General features: G+C 71.1%; 7 protein-coding genes. All 7 read right to left on the bottom strand.

From position 1 onward, the window contains the following. Positions 1-10,843: amino acid adenylation domain-containing protein (locus ABZ808_RS29840; RefSeq protein ID WP_357012722.1), on the bottom strand; the 10,843-nt coding region annotated here is incomplete at its 3' end. After that, the gene (locus ABZ808_RS29845; RefSeq protein ID WP_357012723.1) at positions 10,840-15,837 is read right to left on the bottom strand and encodes an amino acid adenylation domain-containing protein; all 4,998 of its coding nucleotides are present in this window, start codon (positions 15,835-15,837) and stop codon (positions 10,840-10,842) included. The genes ABZ808_RS29840 and ABZ808_RS29845, both read right to left, overlap by 4 nt. A gap of 48 nt (positions 15,838-15,885) precedes the next feature. Further along, positions 15,886-16,092: an MbtH family NRPS accessory protein gene (locus tag ABZ808_RS29850; RefSeq protein WP_124855650.1), complete on the bottom strand. Its 207-nt coding sequence runs from the start codon at positions 16,090-16,092 to the stop codon at positions 15,886-15,888. A 10-nt stretch (positions 16,093-16,102) separates the two neighbouring features. Next, positions 16,103-17,125, bottom strand: coding sequence for a 2,3-diaminopropionate biosynthesis protein SbnB (gene sbnB, locus ABZ808_RS29855; protein WP_357012724.1), 1,023 nt, complete (start codon positions 17,123-17,125; stop codon positions 16,103-16,105). Next, complete coding sequence (sbnA, locus tag ABZ808_RS29860; RefSeq protein WP_357012801.1) at positions 17,119-18,087, bottom strand: 2,3-diaminopropionate biosynthesis protein SbnA; 969 nt, start codon at positions 18,085-18,087, stop codon at positions 17,119-17,121. The genes sbnB and sbnA overlap by 7 nt, the downstream gene beginning before the upstream one ends. Positions 18,088-18,300: 213 nt before the next feature. Then, entirely contained in the window at positions 18,301-19,656 is a 1,356-nt protein-coding gene (locus tag ABZ808_RS29865; RefSeq protein WP_357012725.1) for a condensation domain-containing protein, read from the bottom strand. Then, the gene (locus tag ABZ808_RS29870; protein WP_357012726.1) at positions 19,653-19,907 is read right to left on the bottom strand and encodes an acyl carrier protein; all 255 of its coding nucleotides are present in this window, start codon (positions 19,905-19,907) and stop codon (positions 19,653-19,655) included. The genes ABZ808_RS29865 and ABZ808_RS29870 overlap by 4 nt, the downstream gene beginning before the upstream one ends. Positions 19,908-19,936: the final 29 nt, after the last annotated feature.

Consider the following 19,936-nt stretch of genomic DNA (forward strand, 5'->3'; position numbering starts at 1 on the left):
CCGGATCCGCCACCATCGACTCCAACACCACCCGGAACATCCCCGCCAACCGCACCAACCCCGCCGAACCAAACACCCGCCCATCAGCAACGAGGTCGAGGAATCCGCTGGCCGCGGTGACCTGGAGGGCGAACTCGGTGCCACCTTCACCGGCGACGGCTTCGAAGCCGACCTGCTCCTCGCTGTCGGTGTTGGCACGCCGGAACTCGGTGTAGTCGAAGACGACGTCGATCGGGTGCGTGTCGACACCCGTCAGCCTGCATACCGCCGGCAACGGGAAACGCCGATGCGGCCACAACCGCACCTCACCGTCGAACACCGACCGCACCAGATCACCCCACGAACCCCCACCCCGCTCATGACCGAACGGCAACACATTGATGTACATGCCATGCACACGCTCCGCACCCCGCACCTCCGGCCGCGCATCACACACCAAACCCGTGTAAAAACGCCGCTCATCAGTCAACTGACTCATCACCTTCAAATGAGCCGCGTGCAGAACAGCCTTGGGTGACACCTCGAGCGTCGAGGCCAGGGCGCGGATCCGTGGGTCGAGGTCCTGGTAGCTGATCCGGTGCCGCAGCACCGTCCCGGGAGTCGCGGCCGCCTCGCCCCAGCCCGACGGCGGAACGAATCTGGCGTACTCGGAAGTGATCTCCCGCCAGTACGCCTCGTCGCCCTCCGAGGCGAGCGCCGCCCGCTCGCCGGCGACGAAGTCGGCGTACCGGACCGCGGTCGGCTCCGGTGCCTCCGGCGCCATGCCCACGCACCGCCGCTCGTAGCAGCTGAGCAACTCGGCCAGCAGGGTGTTGAGGTCCCATCCACCGGTCACGAGGTGGCTGATCGCCACGGTGAGCCACCATCCGCCGTCGGTGGCGACGTGAGCGCTGACCCGCAGCAGCGGGGCGGGGTGCTCGGCGTCGAACGGTCGGGCCCGCTCGGCCTCGACATAGCCGCGCAGGTGCGCCTCGGCCCGCTCCTCGTCCAGACGCAGGATCCGTACGTCGACGGGGGCCTGGGCGTGCACGAGTTGCAGCGGCACCGAGTAGGTGTGCGGGTCGAACGACGTACGCAGAGTCTCGTGCCGGGAGACGATGTCGTGCACAGCCGTCGTGAGCGCGTCGCCCGAGAAGGGCTGGCGACTGTGCACCCGGAAGCAGCGGACGATGTGGTACAGCGACCGCGTCGGGTCCTTCTGGATCTCCACCAGCATGCCGAGTTGGACCTGGGCGATGGGGTAGGCGTCGGTGAGGCCGGCGGGCAGAGCGGCCCGGTCGGCGTCGTCGAGCAGCGCGAACGGCGCGACCGGCTGGAACTCCGGTGCGACCTCGGCGGCGTCCTTTGCCGCGAGGTGCGCGGCGAGCGCGGCGACGGTGCGGTGCACGAAGACGTCCCGGACACCGACGGGGAAGCCGGCTCCACGGAGGGCGCCGACCAGAGCGACCGCGCGCAGTGAGTCGCCGCCGAGGTCGAAGAAGCTGTCCACGACGCTGACCGTGTCGAGGGTCAGCACGCGTGCCCAGATTTCCGCGAGCTGCCGTTCCAGGTCGGTACGGGGAGCCACGTGCGCCCGGCCGGATGCTCCGACCGACGCGGCGAGGGCGGCCCGGTCGACCTTGCCGTTGGCGTTCAGGGGGATCGACTCCACCACGACCAGGTCCGCCGGGATCATGTACTCCGGCAGTCGAGTTTCGCACTCCTGCCGGACCCGGGCGGCCAGGTCGGCGTCCGGTCCTGCGGGCACGTAGAAGGCGAGCAGCCGCGCCTCTTCCGGATCGATCAGGGCCACCGTCTCGCGGACGCCGGCCACGGCGCTGATCACCGACTCGATCTCACCCAGCTCGATGCGATAACCACGAACCTTCACCTGATGATCAACCCGACCGACGAACTCGACCGCACCATCGGGCAACCGACGAACCAGATCCCCGGTCCGATACAACCGCGACCCATCCGAGGCGAACGGATCCGGCACAAACCGATCCGCCGTCAACCCCGACTGACCCACATAACCCCGAGCAACACCAACACCACCAACGAACAACTCACCAACCACACCCACCGGCACCAGATTCATCAACGAATCAAGCACGAACATCCGCATACCCGGCAACGCACGACCAATCGGCACCACCGGCAACGTCTGCTCCACCCGCACCGGGAAAACACACGTCCCCACCGACGCCTCCGTCGGCCCATACTCATTAATCAAATTCCCCGGACCCAGAAGACCCAACCACCGATTAGCCAACGCCGCAGGCAAACCCTCACCCGCAACCACCACCACCGGCGCCAAACCAGCCAACAACTCATCCGGCAACTGCCGACCCAAAATCTCCAAATGACCCGGCGTCAACTTCAAAAAACTAAACGGAGCAGCCCCCGACAACACCGACCCCAACTCCGCCAAATCCAAATCCTGATCCACCATCAACACCCGCTGGCCCACCACCAACGGCGCCCACACATTCGGCACCTGCAAATCAAAAGCCACCGACGAAAACACCGCCGACCCCGCCGAACCACGACCCGCCAACACCACCGACGCCCAACGAACATGATTCGCCAAACCCCGATGCGTAACCTGCACACCCTTCGGCCGACCCGTCGAACCCGACGTGAAAATCACATACGCCAAATCATCGGAATCCACCACGCCCGGCAACACCACCGACTCCACCGGCGGAGCGTGGTCCACCACCAACACCTCGACGCCGGACGGGAACCGATCCGCGTAACGCGCCGAGGTCACCACACGAGACACACCGGCATCGGCCAGCATCGAGGCGATCCGACCGGCCGGATACGACGGGTCCAGCGGCACGAACGCCGCGCCCGTCTTCCACACCCCCAGCAGCGCCGCCACCAGATCAACACTCCGATCCAGCAGCACCCCCACCACCGACCCACGAGAAACACCCCGCGAGGCCAACCACGACCCCAGCACCACCGCCCGCGCATCCAACTCCGCGAATGTCACACCGTTGACGGCCTCACCCGACGGCACCGCCGTGACCTGGCGCTCAACAGCCGCCAGCACCGACTCCGACACGGGCTCCACCGCGCCGTCACCATCGGCCAACACCACCGACACCTCGCCGGCCGGCAGACACACCACCCGCGCGTCCCCACCCGGGTCCGCCACCATCGCCTCCAACACCGCCCGGTACATGGCGCCCAAGCGCAGCACGTTGGGGTAGCTGACGACGTGGGGGTCGCTGAGGATGCTGAGCGTGCCGTCCAGCGTGGAGACGTGCAGGTCGAACTCACTGGATGCCTCGTAGACGGCGTCGTCGAAGCCGACCCGCTCGGTGTCGACCTGCGCGAAGTCGAGGTAGTTGAAGAGGATCTCGATGGGCCGGGCACCGTCGGTGAACCGCTGCACCGACGGCAGCGGGTAGTGCCGGTGCGGCCACAGCTCCACCTCGGCGGCGAAGGTCTGCCGGATCAGCTCCGTCCAGGTGGCTGCCGGACCACGGTGCACGATCGGCAACGTGTTCAGGTGCATGCCGTACACCTGGTCCGCGCCGGTCACCTCGGGCCGCCCGTGGCAGACCAGGCCGCTTGTGAAGACGGGCTCGACGGTGATCTGGCTCATCACCTTCAGGTGCGCGGCCAGCAGCACGCTCTTCAGCGCGGTGCCGGTGCTGCTGGCCAGGTCCCGGAGCCCGTCGAGCAGGTCGTGCAGCGGCACCCGGGTGCCGCACTGGAACTGGGGGTCGGAGTCGGGGGCACCCCAGCCGGTGGGCAGGGCGAACCGCGGGTACTCGACGACACCCCGCCAGTACGCCTCGTCCTCGGCGGACGTCAGCGCGGCCAGTTCCGCGGCGACGAAGTCGGCGTAGCGCACGGGCAGCGCGTCGACGGGCACCGGAGCACCGGTGTCCCGCAGCCGCCGGTAGTTGTCCAGGATTTCCATCAGCAGGGAGTGGTGGCTCCAGCCTTCGAGGATGCCGTGCGACATGGTCAGCACGAACCACCAGGCGTTGCCCTCGCCGATCGCACCGGCGACGCGTATCTGCGGGACCTCATCCGGAGCGAACGGGTTGGCCCGTTCGGCGGCCATGAAGGCGCTCATCCGGGCCTCGGTGTCCGGGCCGCGCAGGTCGAGTTCGGTCACCTCGATCGGCACCTCGGCGTGCACGAGTTGCAGCGGCACCGAGTAGCCGTTCAGGTCGAACGACGTACGCAGGATCTCGTGCCGGTCGACGACGGTCTGCACGGCGCGGCGCAGCGCGTCGAGGACCAGCGGCTGCTCGTCGTGGATCGGGAAGGCCGAGACGTTGTGGTACGTGTGCCGCTCGGTGTCGGTCATCGTCTTAACGAGCATGCCGAGCTGGACCTGGGCGATGGGGTACGCGTCGGCGAGGCCGGCGGGCAGTGCGGCCCGGTCGGCGTCGTCGAGCAGCGCGAACGGCGCCACCGGCTGGAACTCCGGAGCGACCTCGGCGGCGTCCCCCGCCGACAGGTGCGCGGCGAGCGCGGCGACGGTGCGGTGCACGAAGACATCACGTACCGAGGCGGAGAAGCCGGCCGCGCGCAGCGCGCCGACGAGAGCGATGGCGCTGATCGAGTGGCCGCCGAGGTCGAAGAAGCTATCCGCCACGCTGACCGTGTCCAGGGTCAACACCCGCGCCCAGATCTCCGCGAGCTGCCGCTCCAGGTCGGTACGCGGGGCCACGTGCACCCGCCCGCCACCGGTCACCGACGCCGCGAGAGCAGCCCGGTCGACCTTCCCGTTGGCGTTCAGCGGGATCGACTCCACCACCACGAGGTCCGCCGGGATCATGTACTCCGGCAGCCGGCTCGCGCACTCCTGCCGCACCCGCTCTGCCAGACCGACATCGGGACCGTCCGGCACATAGAACGCCACCAGCCGCGAGCCCTCGCCCTGGACCAGGGCCACCACATCGCGAACCCCGGCCACGGCGCTGATCACCGACTCGATCTCACCCAGCTCGATCCGGTAACCACGAACCTTCACCTGATGATCAACCCGGCCGACGAACTCCACCGCACCATCGGGCAACCGACGAACCAGATCCCCGGTCCGATACAACCGCGACCCCGCCGGCCCGAACGGATCCGGCACAAACCGATCCGCCGTCAACCCCGACTGACCCACATAACCCCGAGCAACACCAACACCACCAACGAACAACTCACCAACCACACCCACCGGCACCAGATTCATCAACGAATCAAGCACGAACATCCGCATACCCGGCAACGCACGACCAATCGGCACCACCGGCAACGTCTGCTCCACCCGCACCGGGAAAACACACGTCCCCACCGACGCCTCCGTCGGCCCATACTCATTAATCAAATTCCCCGGACCCAGAAGACCCAACCACCGATTAGCCAACGCCGCAGGCAAACCCTCACCCGCAACCACCACCACCGGCGCCAAACCAGCCAACAACTCATCCGGCAACTGCCGACCCAAAATCTCCAAATGACCCGGCGTCAACTTCAAAAAACTAAACGGAGCAGCCCCCGACAACACCGACCCCAACTCCGCCAAATCCAAATCCTGATCCACCATCAACACCCGCTGGCCCACCACCAACGGCGCCCACACATTCGGCACCTGCAAATCAAAAGCCACCGACGAAAACACCGCCGACCCCGCCGAACCACGACCCGCCAACACCACCGACGCCCAACGAACATGATTCGCCAAACCCCGATGCGTAACCTGCACACCCTTCGGCCGACCCGTCGAACCCGACGTGAAAATCACATACGCCAAATCATCCAGCTCCACCACACCCGGCAACACCACCGACTCCACCTGCGGCACAGAGTCGACGGTCAGCACCTCGACGCCATCGGGGCAGCGGTCCACGTGCCCCGACGACGTCACAAGCACCGACGCGCCCGCATCGGCCAACATGGCCTCGACCCGACCCACCGGATACGACGGGTCCACCGGCACGAACGCCGCACCCGCCTTCCACACCCCCAGCAGCGCCGCCACCAGATCGGCACCCCGATCCAGCAGCACCCCCACCACCGACCCACGAGAAACACCCCGCGAGGCCAACCACGACCCCAACGCCACCGCCCGCGCATCCAACCCGGTGAACGACACACCGTTCACCGCCTCGCCCGACGGCACCCGGGAAACCTGCTCCTCGAACCACCGCAGGACCGACCCCGACACCGGCTCCACCACACCACCGCCGTCGGCCACCACCACCGACAGCTCACCCGCCGGCAAGCACACGACCCGGGCGTCCCCATCCGGATCCGCCACCATCGCCTCCAACACCACCCGATACATGGCGCCCAGGCGGCGCAGGGCGTCGTGGCCGACGTGCCGTTGGCTGGCTTGCAGGGTGAGGAAGCCGAGCCGGCTGAACACGCCCAGCGGGAACTCGGTGGGGCTGTCGTCGATGGACTCGGCGTAGTCGATGTCGTCGGCGTCGATCTGGTGGAAGTCGTGGAAGCTGAACCGCACGTCGAGCATGCGGGCGTCCTCGCCGACCTCCCGCTGCAGGGTGGACAGCGGATAGCGCCGGTGCGGCCACAGCTCCACCTCGGCGGCGAAGGTCCGCTGGATCAGCTCCTCCCAGGTGGCGGCCGGCCCGTCGTAGCCGACCGGCACGGTGTTGAGGTGCATGCCGTACACCCGGTCGGCGCCGGCCGCCTCGGGCCGGATGTTGCAGACCAGACCGGTGTAGAACCGCTCCGCGCCGGTGAGCTGGCTCATCACCTTCAGGTGCGCGGCCAGCATGGTCGACTTGAACGGCACGCCGAGGCGCCGGGCCAGGTCGCGCAGCGAGGATTCGAGGTCCTGCACCGGCACCCAGTGCTCGTGCTTGGCACCCTCCGGCGCCTCGGGGTCACCCCAGCCGGTGGGCAGGTCGTGACGGGCCCGACCGGCCAGGACACCACGCCAGTACGCCCGGTCGGCGTCGCCGGTGACCGACCGCCGTTCGGCCGCGACGGCGTCGGCGAACCGCACCGACGGGACCGGCTGCGGCGACAGCGGCTCTCCGGCACGGATCTGCTGGTACGCGCGGACCAACTCCATGATCAGCGAGTGGTAGCTCCATCCGTCCAGGATCGGGTGGCACTCGGTGATGGTGAGCCACCAACTGCCGTCCGGGCAGGTACGGGCGTGCAGCCGCAGCAGCGACGGGCGATCGAGGTCGAACAGTTGGGCCCGCTCGACAGCGATGTGCTCACGCAGTTCCCGGTCCAGCTCAGCCCGCTCGGTGGTGACCGTGTGGTCGTGCGTGACGGTCAGCTCGGCGGTGGCGTGCACCAGCTGCATCGGCACCGAATAGCTGGTCAGGTCGAACGAGGTACGCAGCACCTCGTGGCGGCGCACCAGCAGTGCCGCGGCGGCGCGCAGCGCGTCCAGGGAGAACTCCCCTTCGCCACGGACCCGGTAGCTGGTCACGTTGTGGTACGGGTTCTGCTCGGTGTCGGACAGCAGCTCGACCAGCATGCCGAGCTGTCCCTGGGTGCACGGGTAGGCGTCCACCAGGCCGGCGGGCAGCGCGGCGCGGTCCTCCTCGCCGACCAGCTCGAACGGGTCGACCGCCGGCTCCGGCTCGGCGGCCGGCCGCGCGGTGAGCAGTTCGGCCAGCTCGGCGACGGTACGCCGCTCGAAGATGTCCCGGACCTCGACGTCGAAGTGCGCCTCACGCAACGCGCCGGCCAGTGCCACCGCACGGATGGAGTCGCCGCCGAGGTCGAAGAAGCCGTCCTGCACACCGACCCGGTCCAGCCCGAGTGTGGCGGTCCAGATGTCGGCGAGCTGCTGCTCCACGGTCGTGCGCGGGGCCACGTAGGGGCGGTCGACGGCGGCCACCGAACGGCCCGGGGCGGGCAGCGCGGCATGGTCGAGCTTGCCGTTGACGGTCAGCGGGATCCGGGGCAGCGGCATGAACGCCGCCGGGACCATGTAGTCCGGGAGCGTCCGGCCGAGCGCCGCGCGCAGCTGCGACGGGCGCAGCAGCGTCGAGGTGTCGTCGGCCACCAGGTAGGCGGTCAGCCGCTGGTCGCCCGGGTTGTCCTCGCGCAGCACCACCACCGCGTGCCGGACACCGGGCAGGACGGTCAGGGCCGCCTCGATCTCGCCCAGCTCCACCCGGTAGCCGCGGATCTTGACCTGGTGGTCGATGCGTCCGACGAACTCCAGCCGTCCGTCGGCGTGCCGGCGGGCGAGGTCGCCGCTGCGGTAGAGCCGCGAACCCGCCGGCCCCCACGGGTCCGGCACGAACCGCTGCGCGGTGAGTTCGGCGCGACCGAGGTAGCCGCGGGCGACGCCCGGGCCACCCACGTGGATCTCACCCGGTACGCCGATCGGCACCGGTCGACCGTCGGCGTCGAGCAGGTGGACGGTGAGGTCCGACAGCGGTACGCCGATCAGGCTGGCCGTACCGCCCACCTCGTCGGCGGTGACCCGGTGGTACGTGGTGTGCACGGTGGTCTCGGTGATCCCGTACATGTTGATCAGGTGCGGTGCGTCCACGCCACGGCTGGCCACCCACGGTGCCAGCTCGGCGAAGTCCAGTTTCTCGCCGCCGAAGGTCACCACCCGCAGGGCGAGCCGGTCGACCCGGGGGTCGCCCTCGGCCGCCAGCCGGACCAGCGCGCGGAACGCCGTGGGCGTCTGGCAGAGCACCGTGACCCGGTGCGCGATCAGCTCGTCGAGCAGCTCCTGCGGGGATCGGGCCAGCGCCCGGGGCACCACGAGCAGCCGACCGCCGTGCAGCAGGCAGCCCCAGATCTCCCAGACGGAGAAGTCGAAGGCGTACGAGTGCAGTAGCGTCCACACGTCGTCCGGGCCGAACCGGTAGTCGGCGGCGGTGACGGTCAGCAGCCGCAGCACCTGCCGGTGGGCCACCGCGACACCCTTGGGGCGGCCGGTGGAGCCCGAGGTGTAGATGACGTAGCAGAGGTTGTCCACGTCCATGGGCACGGCCGGGTCGGCGGCCGACTGGGTGGCCAGCTCGGCGACGAGGGACGGGTCGTCCAGCAGCACAACTGTCCCACCGAAGTCGGCGAACCGGTCGCGGTGGGCGGTCGTGGTCAGCACGATCTCCGCCCCGGCGTCGTTGATCATGAAGTCGAGGCGCTCGTCCGGCGAGGCCGGGTCGAGGGGCAGGTACGCCGCGCCGGACTTGAGCACGCCGAGCAGGGCCGGCACCAGTTCGGGGCCGTGGTCGAGATGCACACCGACCAGCCGCTCCGGGCCGGCACCGTGGCCGCGCAGCCAGTGGGCGAGCCGGTTGGCGTCGGCGTTCAGTTCGGCGTAGCTACGGGTGGTGTCGCCCGCCGTCACCGCCGCCGCGTCGGGGTGGGTGGCCGCCATCGCCTCGAAGACGCCGTGCACGGTGCCGGTGACCGGGTCCGCCGTGACCGGCCCCCGGGTCACCACTGCCAACTCGGCGGCACCGAGGATGGCCAGGTCGGACAGTCGGGCCATCGGGTCGGCCGTCACCTGCTCCAGGAGCCGCACCAGGTGGTCGGCGGCGCGCTCGACGGTGGCCGCGTCGAACAGGGCGGTGGCGTACTCGATCCGGCCGCGCAGCCCGCCGTCGGCGCCCTCCATCATGTGCAGCGTCAGGTCCACCTTGGACGTCCGCAGGGGCAGCTCGACCGGCTCCACGCGCAGGTCGCCGGGCCAGTTGGTGGAGGGCGGCTCGCTCTGGAGGGTGAACGCGACCTGGTAGAGCGGGGTACGGGACAGATCCCGTTCCGGCTCCAGCTCGTCGGCCAGCAGCGCGAACGGGGCGTCGGTGTGGTCGAACGCGCCCAGCACGGTGTCCCGGGTCTGCGCCAGCAGGGCGGCGAACGAGGGGTCGCCGCTCCACCGTGCCCGCAGCACCAGGTTGTCGATGCCGTACCCGACGAGGTTGTGCAGCTCCGCGCGGCTGCGCGCGGACGACACCGTGCCCACGGCGAGGTCGGTCCGGCCGGTGTAGCGCGACAGCAGCACCTGGAAGGCGCTGAGCAGGGTGACGAAGACGGTGGTGCCGGCGTCGCGGGCGACGCCGCGCAGCGCGGCGGAGAGATTGGCGCTCAGGGTGAAGGGCACCGACGAGCCGCGCCAGTCGCGGTTCTTCGGACGGGTCCGGTCGGCCGGCAGCTCCACCGGCGTCAGCCCGGCGAGCTGGTCGCGCCAGTAGTCGAGCGACCGGGCCACCGACTCGGCGCGCGGCCGGCCGCGCTGCCAGGCGGCGAAGTCGGCGTACTGCACGGCGGGTGCCGGCAACCAGGGCTCGACGCCGGCCCGCAGGGCGGCGTACAGCTCGGCCAGCTCACCGGTGAGCACCGCGACGGAGGGCGCGTCGCAGGCGATGTGGTGCAGCGCCAGGGCGAGGACGTGCTCGTCGGTGTCGAGCCGGACCAGCACGGCCCGCACCGGCCAGTCCCGGGCCAGGTCGAACCCGGTCAGCGCGGCGTCGGCGAGCACCGCGTCGAGCGCCGCCTCCCGCTCGGTGCCGGGCCGGTCGGTCAGGTCCACCACCGGCAGGTCGCGGTGCGCCGGCGGGTCGATCACCTGGACCGGAGCGCTGCCGGCGAGGGCGTAGCGGGTGCGGAGGATCTCGTGCCGGGCGACCAGAGCGTCGAGGGCGCGGCCCAGCGCGTCGGCGTCCAGTTGTCCGCGCAGCCGCAGCGCGCAGGAGACCAGGAACTCGGCGCTGGTGGGGTCCATCCGGTTGAGGAACCACATCTGCTGCTGGCCGTACGACAGCGGCAGCTCCCCGGACCGGTCGACGGTCGGGATCCGGTCCCGGCGGCCGGTACGACGGCCGGCCAGGCGACGCTGGACGAGTTCTTCACGCAGGTTCGGCTCGTTGGCGATGCTGGTCATGCCGGGGACTCCTCGGATCGCGAAAGGTCGTGGGTGAGGTCGGCGGCGTCCAGCGCGTCGACCTCCGCCCGGATCAGGTCTTCGATGGCGATCGCCTGGGCGCGCACCGTCGGGTGCTCGAACACCAGCCGGATCGGCAGGTCGAGGTCGAACTCCTCCTGCAACCCGGCGATCAGCCGGGCGGCGAGCACCGAGTGACCACCCAGGAGGAAGAAGTCGGTGGTCGCGCCGATCCGCGCGTCCAGCAGCTCCGCCCAGTTCTCGGCGACGCGCTTCTCGACCACGGTCTGCGGTGCGACGAACTCGGTGGGGTCGGCGGTGCCGTCGGCGAGCGCGGCGTCGAGCCGGCCGCGCAGGGCGTCCCGGTCCACCTTGCCGTTGGCGTTGAGGGGGATCCGCTCCACCGGTACGAACAGGCTCGGCACCATGAAGTCGGGCAACTGCCGGGCGCAGTACGCGGCCAGGTCGGTGGCCTCGCCGAGGTAGAAGGCGACCAGGCGGTCCTGGTGGGCGAGGACCACGCAGTCGCGTACCTGGGGATGTTGGGCGACGACGGCGCTGATCTCGCCGGGTTCGATTCGGTAGCCGCGGACCTTGACCTGGTCGTCCACCCGACCGACGAAGGCCATCGTGCCGTCGGGTCGCCAGTGCCCCCGGTCGCCGCTGCGGTAGAGGCGGGCACCCGGTGGGCCGAAGGGGTCGGGCACGAAGCGCTCGGCGGTCAGCCCGGGCCGCCCGAGATAGCCGGTGGCCAGGCACGCGCCACCGATGTACAGCTCGCCGACGGCGCCCACCGGCAGCAGCCGCATCGCGTCGTCCAGGATCCGCACCACGGTGTTCGCCATCGGCCGGCCGATCGACACGATCTCGCTGGTCTGTGGTGCGACCACCGGGTACGCCGACATGATCACGGTGGTCTCGGTCGGACCATAGGAGTTGATCAAGCCGCCGGGACCGAGCAGGTCGAGCCACTGGTTCGCCACCGACCGGCGCAGCACCCCGCCGGCCACCCAGAGCTGACCGGCCAGCCGCTGCGCCTGCGCGGCGTCGACCTGCGCGGCCAGCAGCTCCAGGTGCGGGGGCGTCATGATGAAGCGGTCGTACGGGCCGGCCGCCAGCAGCAGCGCGCCGAGCTGGGTGAGGTCGAACTCCTGCGGCAGCAGGGTCACCGGCTGCCCGGCCACCAGCGGCCCCCAGAGGTTGGAGATCGACAGGTCGAAGGCGATGGTGGAGAAGAGCGGGGCCCCGCCACCGGCCGGGCGGCGTCCCCGGTCGCCGAGCGCCTCGGTCTCCGTGGCGCAGGCCAGGAAGTTCGTCACCGCCGCGTGGGAGAGCAGCACCCCCTTGGGGCGGCCGGTCGATCCGGAGGTGAACAGCACGTACGCCGTCTGCGCCGGGTCGAGGTCGCGAGTCGGCGCGGTAGGCGGCTCGGCACTGACCATCAACCGGTGGGTGTCCACCTGGAGGGTGGGCACACCGAACCGGTCGGCGTACCGCGAGTCGGTGATGGCGAGGCCGACGCCAGCGGTGTCGAGCAGGTAGCCGATCCGGTCGGCCGGATACGAGGGGTCCAGCGGAAGGCAGGCGGCACCCGCCTTCCAGCAGCCGAGAATCGCGGCGACCAGGTCGGGTCCCCGCCCCAGCAGTACGGCGATGGTCGTGCCCGGCGCGACGTCGGACCGACGCAGGTGGTTGGCGAAGCGGTTGGCCCGGTCGTCCAACTCGGCGTAGCTGGTGCGCGCGTCGCCGTGGCGCAACGCCACGGCGTGCGGTGTCGCCGCGCGGCGTGCCTCGAACAGGTCGACCACGGTGGTGGCCGGCCGGGCCACCGTCGGCCCGTTCCACTCGTGCAGCAGCCGGTGCCGCTCCTCGGCCGAGAACAGGTCGAGCTGGTCCAGGCGGGCGTCCGGCTCGTCGGCGGCGGCGCGGAGCAGCCGGACGAAGTGGTCGGCCAGTCGTCGCACGGTGGCGTCGTCGAACAGCGCGGTGGCGTACTCCACGGCTCCGGCGAGCGAGCCGTCCGGCTGCGGCCACAGGTGCACGGTCAGGTCGGTCTTGGCCACTGTGGACGCCTGCCGCAGCGCGTCGATCGTGAGCGGATCGTCGGCCACCCGGCCGGTGATCCCGCCCTCCTGGTAGTTCAGCGCCACCTGGTAGAGGGGGGTGCGGGAGAGGTCCCGCTCACCGACCAGGTCGTACACCACCCGGTCGAAGGGCAGGTCCTGGTGGGCCAGGGCCGCGGCGGTCCGGTCGCGGACCTCCCGGACCGCCTGGGTGAAGCCGGACGCCGGGTCCAGCGTGCAGCGCAGCACCACCGGATTGAGGAAGATCCCGGCGATCTGGTCCAGCTCGGCGGGCCGGTGCCCCGAGGTGGGCGTGCCGATCGGCACGTCCCACTGCCCGGTGTAGCGAGCGAGAACCGTGGCGAAGCCGGTGAGCAGCGCGATGAACGGGCTGGCCGCGCAGCGCCGACCCAGCTCGGTCAGTGCGCCGGCGACCTCCGCCTCGACGGTGAAGCCGAGCATCCGGCCCTGCGCGTCCCGCCGGGCCGGGCGCGGACGGTCCAGCGGCAGCTCCAGCTGGGGCATCCCGGCCAGCGTCTCCCGCCAGTACGCCAACTCCCGCTCGACGACCTCGTCGGTGAGGTGCCGCTGCTGCCAGACCGCGTAGTCGGCGTACTGCACCCGCAGCTCCGCCAGGTCGGCCGGCCGTCCCCGCGCGGCGGCGTCGCACAGCTCCCGTAGATCCCGTTCGAGGACGTCGGCGGTGCCGGCGTCGGACGCGATGTGGTGCACGGCCAGCACCAGCAGGTGATCACGGCCGGCGGCGATGGCCAGCCCGGCCCGCCACAGCGGCCCGGTGTGCAGGTCGAAGCCCCGGCCGAGTTGTGCGGTGATCAGTTCGGCCAGCCCGCCGTCGCTGACGTCGCGCACCTCCAGGTCGACCTCTCCCGGCGACACGACCTGCTGCCGGGCCACCCCGTCGACGACCAGGTAGCGGGTGCGCAACGGCTCGTGCCGTACCTCGAGCGCGTGCAGGGCCGCCCGGACGTGGTCGGGGTGGATGGCGGCGGGCAGCCGTACGTGCACGGGGACGACCCACTCCTTGCTGCCCGGGTCGAGCTGGTCGAGCATCCAGAGGCGGTGCTGGGCTGCGGAGAGCGGCAGGGGTCGGTCGCGTCCCACCGGCAGCACCGGCGGAGCCGCCGGGGTGGCCGCCTCCACCAGCCGGGCCTGCGCCGCCACGGTGGTGTGGGTGAGCAGGTCGCGCAGCGCCACCGCGCCGCCCGCCCCGCTGAGCCGGCTCTCCAGCAGCAGCGTCACCAGTGATGAGCCGCCGAGCTGGTAGAAGTCGTCGTCGACGCCGACCTGGTCGACGCCGAGCAGGTCCCGCCAGATGGCCGCGACCGTCTGTTCGGCGGCGGTCCGCGGTGGCCGCAGCGCCGGCCGGTCGAGAGGGTCGATCGCCGGCAGGGCGGACCGGTCGATCTTGCCGCTGGCGGTGAGCGGGAACTCCGCCACCGGCTGGAACACGGCCGGCACCAGCGCCTCGGGCAGCCGGCCGACGCAGAACGCGCGCAGGGCCGCCGGGTCGAGTGACCGCCGACCGGCGACGTACGCGGCGAGCTGCCGGCGACCGGCCGGGTCGATGTGCCCCACCACCACCGCCGACTGGACGTCCGGGTGCGCGGCGAGCACCGCCTCCACCTCGGCCGGTTCGATCCGTACCCCGTTGACCTTGAGTTGGTGATCGGTCCGACCGACGAACTCCAGGCTCCGGTCGGCGCGCCACCGGACCTGGTCGCCGGTGCGGTAGAGGCGCTCGCCGGGCGGCCCGTACTCGTCGGGCACGAACCGTTCGGCGGTCAGGTCCGGCCGGTGCAGATAGCCCCGGCCCAGGTTGGCCCCACCGACATAGAGCTCGCCGACCACACCCACCGGCACCGGCCGACGGTCGGCGTCGAGCACCTGGACGCGGACGCCGGGCAGCGGGCGTCCGATCGGCACCGGCCCGGCCGGCTGGGACGGGTCCACCGGGTGGGCGGTCACGTCGATGGCGCACTCGGTGGGGCCGTAGGTGTTCCACACCCGCACGTCGGGCGTGACCGTCAGCCGTCGGCACAGGTCTGCGTGCAACGGCTCGCCCGCCGAGAAGATGAGCCGCAGGCTGGTGCAGTCGACCCAACCGGGCTGGTCGACCAGCCGACCGAACACCGACGGCACTCCCTGTAGGACGGTGATCCGGTGCCGGACGACCGCCGCGACGAGTGCGGCGGGATCCCGGTGTGCCCCTTCCGGCGCGAGCACCACGGTGCCGCCACTGGCAAGCGGGGCGAAGAACTCCCAGCCCGCCGCGTCGAAACTGACCGAGGTCTTCTGCAACACCCGGTCGCCCGGGCCCAGGCCGTGCTCCCGGATCGTCCAGGTCACCCGGTTGCCGATGCCGCGATGGGTGATCAGCACTCCCTTGGGTTCGCCGGTGGACCCGGAGGTGTAGATGGCGTACGCCAGCGAGTCCGGGTCGGGTGACGGCACCGCGGCGGTGTCCGGGCAGGCCGCGATCCGCGCCCGGTCGGTGTCCAGGCAGACCACGCGACCGGGCGTCGCCTCGTCGCGCAGCGCGTCACGGGTGAGCAGCACCGCCGCCCCGCTGCCGGCGAGGAGACGCCGCCGCCGCTCGGCGGGGTGGGTCGGGTCCAGCGGCAGGTACGCGGCACCGGCGCGCCACACTCCCAGCAACGCGACCACGAGGTCGACGCCGCGGTCCAGGTTGACCGCGACAAGCGATTCCGGGCCGACGCCCAGCTCGGCCAGGTACCGACCGAGTTGGTTGGCCCGCCGGTCCAGTCCGGCGTAGTCCAACCGCTCGGACTCGCCGCTCACCGCGATGGCGGTGGGGGTCAGCGCGGCCTGCCGGGCGATCAGCTCGGACAGGGTGCCCGCCCCCTGGGTGGCGGCTGCGGCTGCGGGCGCCGCTGGCGGAACGATGCTCATGGTGCTCCTCCGGGGGACCGGGCGCGGGCGTGGGATCGGATCAGTTGGTCAGGCCGTGGCCTGGGACTCCATGCGCTGGCGCAGGCTCAGCGGCCGCATGTCGGTCCAGATCTCGTCGATCCGGGCCAGGCATTCGTCGCGGCTGCCCTCGGTACCCTCGGCACGCCAACCGGCGGGCAGGTCCCGGTCGGTCCACCAGACCGAGTACTGCTCCTCGTCGTTGAGCACCACGCGGTAGCTGCGGTTGTCGGTCATTGCCACTCCTTCAGAGAGATCCGGCGAACGCCCCGGTGGCGTCCCCCACGGGTAGGAAGTCGTCGACGCGTACGCCCAGGTGCCGCCGGTCGGCGGTGGCGCGGACGTGCTCGGCGAGCACGAGGTCCAGCACGCCCAGGCCGAACGGGGACACCACCACCGGCACGTCGTCGACGGGCAGTCGCACCTCGCCGCCGGCCAGCGAGCCGATGGTGGCGTGAATGAAGTCCCGACCGCCGGTGAGCTGCTCGGCCAACTGCAACGAGGTGCCCTCACGGCAGGCGTGATCGGCGTCGTCGACCACGTTGCGCGCGGTCAGCAGCCCTTCGGGGCGCAGATCGCGCAGGGACAGGTGCAGCACCACCGCGCCGGGCCGGCAGGCGGCCAGGTCGAGGTGGGGCTCGGTGGCGGTGGTGGCGATCGAGACCAGCCGGTGCGCGGCCAACGCCTCTTCGGCGGTCCCGGCGAGTGTGGTCGGCGTACCCGGCAGCAGGGTCCGGGCGGCCTCGGCGAAGGCCTCGGCCCGGTTCGGGTCGGTGTCGAACAGCGTCAGCGCCGGTGGCGGGGCGACGGTGCCCGCCACGAACCGGAGCACCTGCTGGTTGATCAGCCCGCAGCCGATCAGGGCCAGGCCGTCCGGGCGGCGGCGCGCGGTGAGCAGGCCGGCCGCGAGCGCCGCGCTCGCCGCGGTACGCCGGGCCGAGATGACCGAGCCCTCGACCAGGGCCACCGGGTGGCCGGTACGCATCGAGTTCAGCAGGACCGCCGCGCTGGCCCGCTCCAGCCCGACGGCCAGGTTGCCGGGGAAGGAGGAGATCCACTTGATCCCGCTCACCGGCGGGTCGGCGCCGAGGTAGGCGGGCAGGCCGATGATGCGGTCGCGGGGCCGCTGCGGGAAGCGCAGGAAGACCGAGTGCGGCAGGCTCGTATGGCCCTGCTCGTGCAGCAGGTACGCGTGCCGGACCAGATCCACCACCCGGGCGTCGTCGCCGTCGAGGATGTCCCGCACAACAGCCCGACCGATGATCAGCACGTGGCGTCCTTCCACAGGTGGGTGATCTCACCGAAGTGCCGGGACACCCACTGATCCGAATAGATCGTGTCGAGGTAGCGGTCACCGTTGTCGGGCAGGATCAGCACGGCGGTGGCACCCGCCGGGATGTCCGCCATCCGCTGGCGCAGCGCGGCCACGGTGGCGCCGGAGGACCCGCCGGCGAGGATGGCCTCCCGGTGCAGCAGCAACCGGCAACCGACCACGCAGTCCAGGTCGGAGACGTGCATGATCTCGTCCGGTGCGGCGTCGGCGGCCAGGGGCGGCACCACCGAGGCGCCGTGCCCGGGGATCAACCGGGTCGCCGGCTCGCCGCCGAAGATGGCGCTGCCCACCGCGTCCACCGCCACCACCCGCGTGGACAGCCCGTGGTCGCGCAGGTAGCCGACGCAGCCGACAAGCGTCCCGCAGGTGCCGGTGGAACAGAACAGGTAGTCGATCCGCCCGTCGAGCGCGGTCACGATCTCCGCCATCGTCTGCCGCTGCGCGGCGGCGTTGAGCGGGTTGGCGTACTGGTCCGGGCGGTAGGCGTGCGGGACCTGCTCGCACAACTCGCGGACGCGGCGTTGCCGGGCCGGCAGGTACTCGCCGGTCACCGGGTCAGGGTGCTCGACCATCTCGATCTCCGCGTGGTACGCGGTCAGGATCGCGAGGTTCTGCCGGGTGGTCTTCGGGTCGACCACGCAGATGAACCGGATCGCGTAGTACGCGCAGACCTGGGCCAGCCCGATGGCCAGGTTGCCCGAGCTGGACTCGACGACCACCGATCGGCCGGGCACCAGCTCCCCGGAGTCGACCTTGGCGCGCAGCATGCTCAGCGCGGTGCGGTCCTTGATGCTGCCGCCGGGATTGAAGCGTTCGAGCTTCACGAATAGCCGGGAGGGGAACTCCGGAAACAACCGGACCAGCTGTACCAGCGGTGTGTTCCCGACCGTCGAGAGGATGCCCTCGCGCACCGTTCCTCCCTCCACGAGTGATCTACCAACGCCACGACGTTGTCAACCGGCGCTATACCGGCCCTATACCGGTGCTCGGGCGGTCAGCGCCGGGCCTGGACCCGGCCGGCGACGGGGGTCGCGCCGGCCGGATCCGGCCCGTACGGCGGGCACACCGTCCCGGTGGCACCAGAGGCGCCACGGGGGCCACGCCGCACCGGTCTATGAGGTGCCGAGCGCCAGCAGAGCGCGCAGCTCCGCCTGGTCGACCATCGGCGCCAGGGACACCACCGCCTCCGGCGTCGTGCAGGCCACCCGCAGCATCTGGAGGAAGTGCCCGGCCAGCCGCCGCACTGTCGCCTCGTCGAACAGGTCGGTGTCGTAGCCGAACTCCGCCTGGAGCCGGCCGTCCTGATACTGGGTGAGGGTCACCGACAGGTCGAACTGCCCCTCGTCGTACGGGATGTCCAGCAGCCGGATCTGGTGCCCGGCGAACGCGTGCCGCTGGCTGGTGTAGTTGTCGCCGTGCTGGTGAGCCAGCAGGGTGACGGTCACCCGCACCGGCGGCGCCTGGTTACGCCGACCCGATCTGAGCAGCGGGAACGGGTAGGCGGCGTGGGCCACGGCGTCGGTCAACTGTCGGCCGGCCGCGGTGATCGCCGTGGCGAACGTGGTGCCCGCGTCGAACGACCCCCGCAACGCGATCGTGTTGATCAACATGCCGACCACGCCGCGCAGCGCCCGTCCCCGCCGAAGCGACGCCGGACAACCGACGGTGAACTCCCCCAGACCGGTGTAGCGGTACATCGTCGCCTGGAACGCGGCGAGAACGACGGCGTACGGCGTCACCCCGGCCGCCGCCGCGGTCTCCCGCAGCCGGGCGGCGAGGTCGTCCGGGAGTTCCTGGCTGAACGCGCCGCCGCGAAACGAACGCACCGGCGGACGGGGCCGGTCGGTCGGCAGGGTGGCCGCCGTGGCACCGTCGCAGACCCGATCCCAGTACGCGCGCAGCCGCTCGCCGCGCTCGCCGGCCAGCGCCGCCCGCTCCCGGGACAGAAAGTCGTCGTAGCTGCCGGAGACCTGCGGCAACTCCACCGGCCGCCCCGCCTGCAACGCCCCGTACGCGGCGTCCAACTCCTGCCAGACGATCCGCTGCGAGTGGAAGTCGGTGGCGATGTGGTGAATGACGACCACCAGCACGCAGTCGGTACGCCGCCGCAGCAGCGCCATCCGCATCGGACCGTCCCGCTCGAGCCGGAGCGGCCGGTCGCCGAACTCCTGGCAGCGGCGCAACAGCCCATCGTCGTCCAGGTCGGGAACATCGTGGACCTCGACCTCGCACCCGAGGTCGGGATCGACGACCCGCACCGGCCCCTGATCGGTCTGCACGAACCGGGACCGGAGCAGGTCGTGGCGCGATCGCACCGCCGCCACCGCCCGGCGTACCAGGTCGGGGTCGAGCGCAGGTTCGACGTGCAGCCCGTGCACCACGTTGCTGGCCGGGCTGTCCGGGGCCAGCCGGTGGACCAGCCACAGCGCCCGCTGCCCGACCGACAACTCCCGGACGTCCTCGGTCACACCGCAGACCGTGCGGAGAGGACGAAGTCGGTGAGGTCCTGGACCTTGGCGAAGCTGCCGACCTTCTCGTCCGGCACCTCGAAGTCGAAGTGGTTCTCCACGGCGGCGAGCAGGTCGACGAGCTTGAGGCTGTCCAGCCCGAGGTCGACGAAGGTGTCGCCGGCGTTGATCTCCCGGTCGACGTCGTCGGTCATCAGCTTGCGGGTGAGCGCAACAACGTCGAGGGACACCTGGTTAACGGTCGTCGTCATGGTGCTTGTCCTTTCGTAGGAAGAGGTCG

It is taken from the genome of Micromonospora sp. NPDC047527 (assembly GCF_040643015.1).
Lineage (GTDB): Bacteria > Actinomycetota > Actinomycetes > Mycobacteriales > Micromonosporaceae > Micromonospora.

What these genes read in the sequence shown, in the direction of transcription:
- ABZ808_RS29870 (WP_357012726.1), bottom strand. Translation starts at nt 19,907, where the DNA reads ATGACGACGACCGTTAACCAGGTGTCCCTCGACGTTGTTGCGCTCACC.
- ABZ808_RS29845 (WP_357012723.1), bottom strand. Translation starts at nt 15,837, where the DNA reads ATGAGCATCGTTCCGCCAGCGGCGCCCGCAGCCGCAGCCGCCACCCAG.
- ABZ808_RS29850 (WP_124855650.1), bottom strand. Translation starts at nt 16,092, where the DNA reads ATGACCGACAACCGCAGCTACCGCGTGGTGCTCAACGACGAGGAGCAG.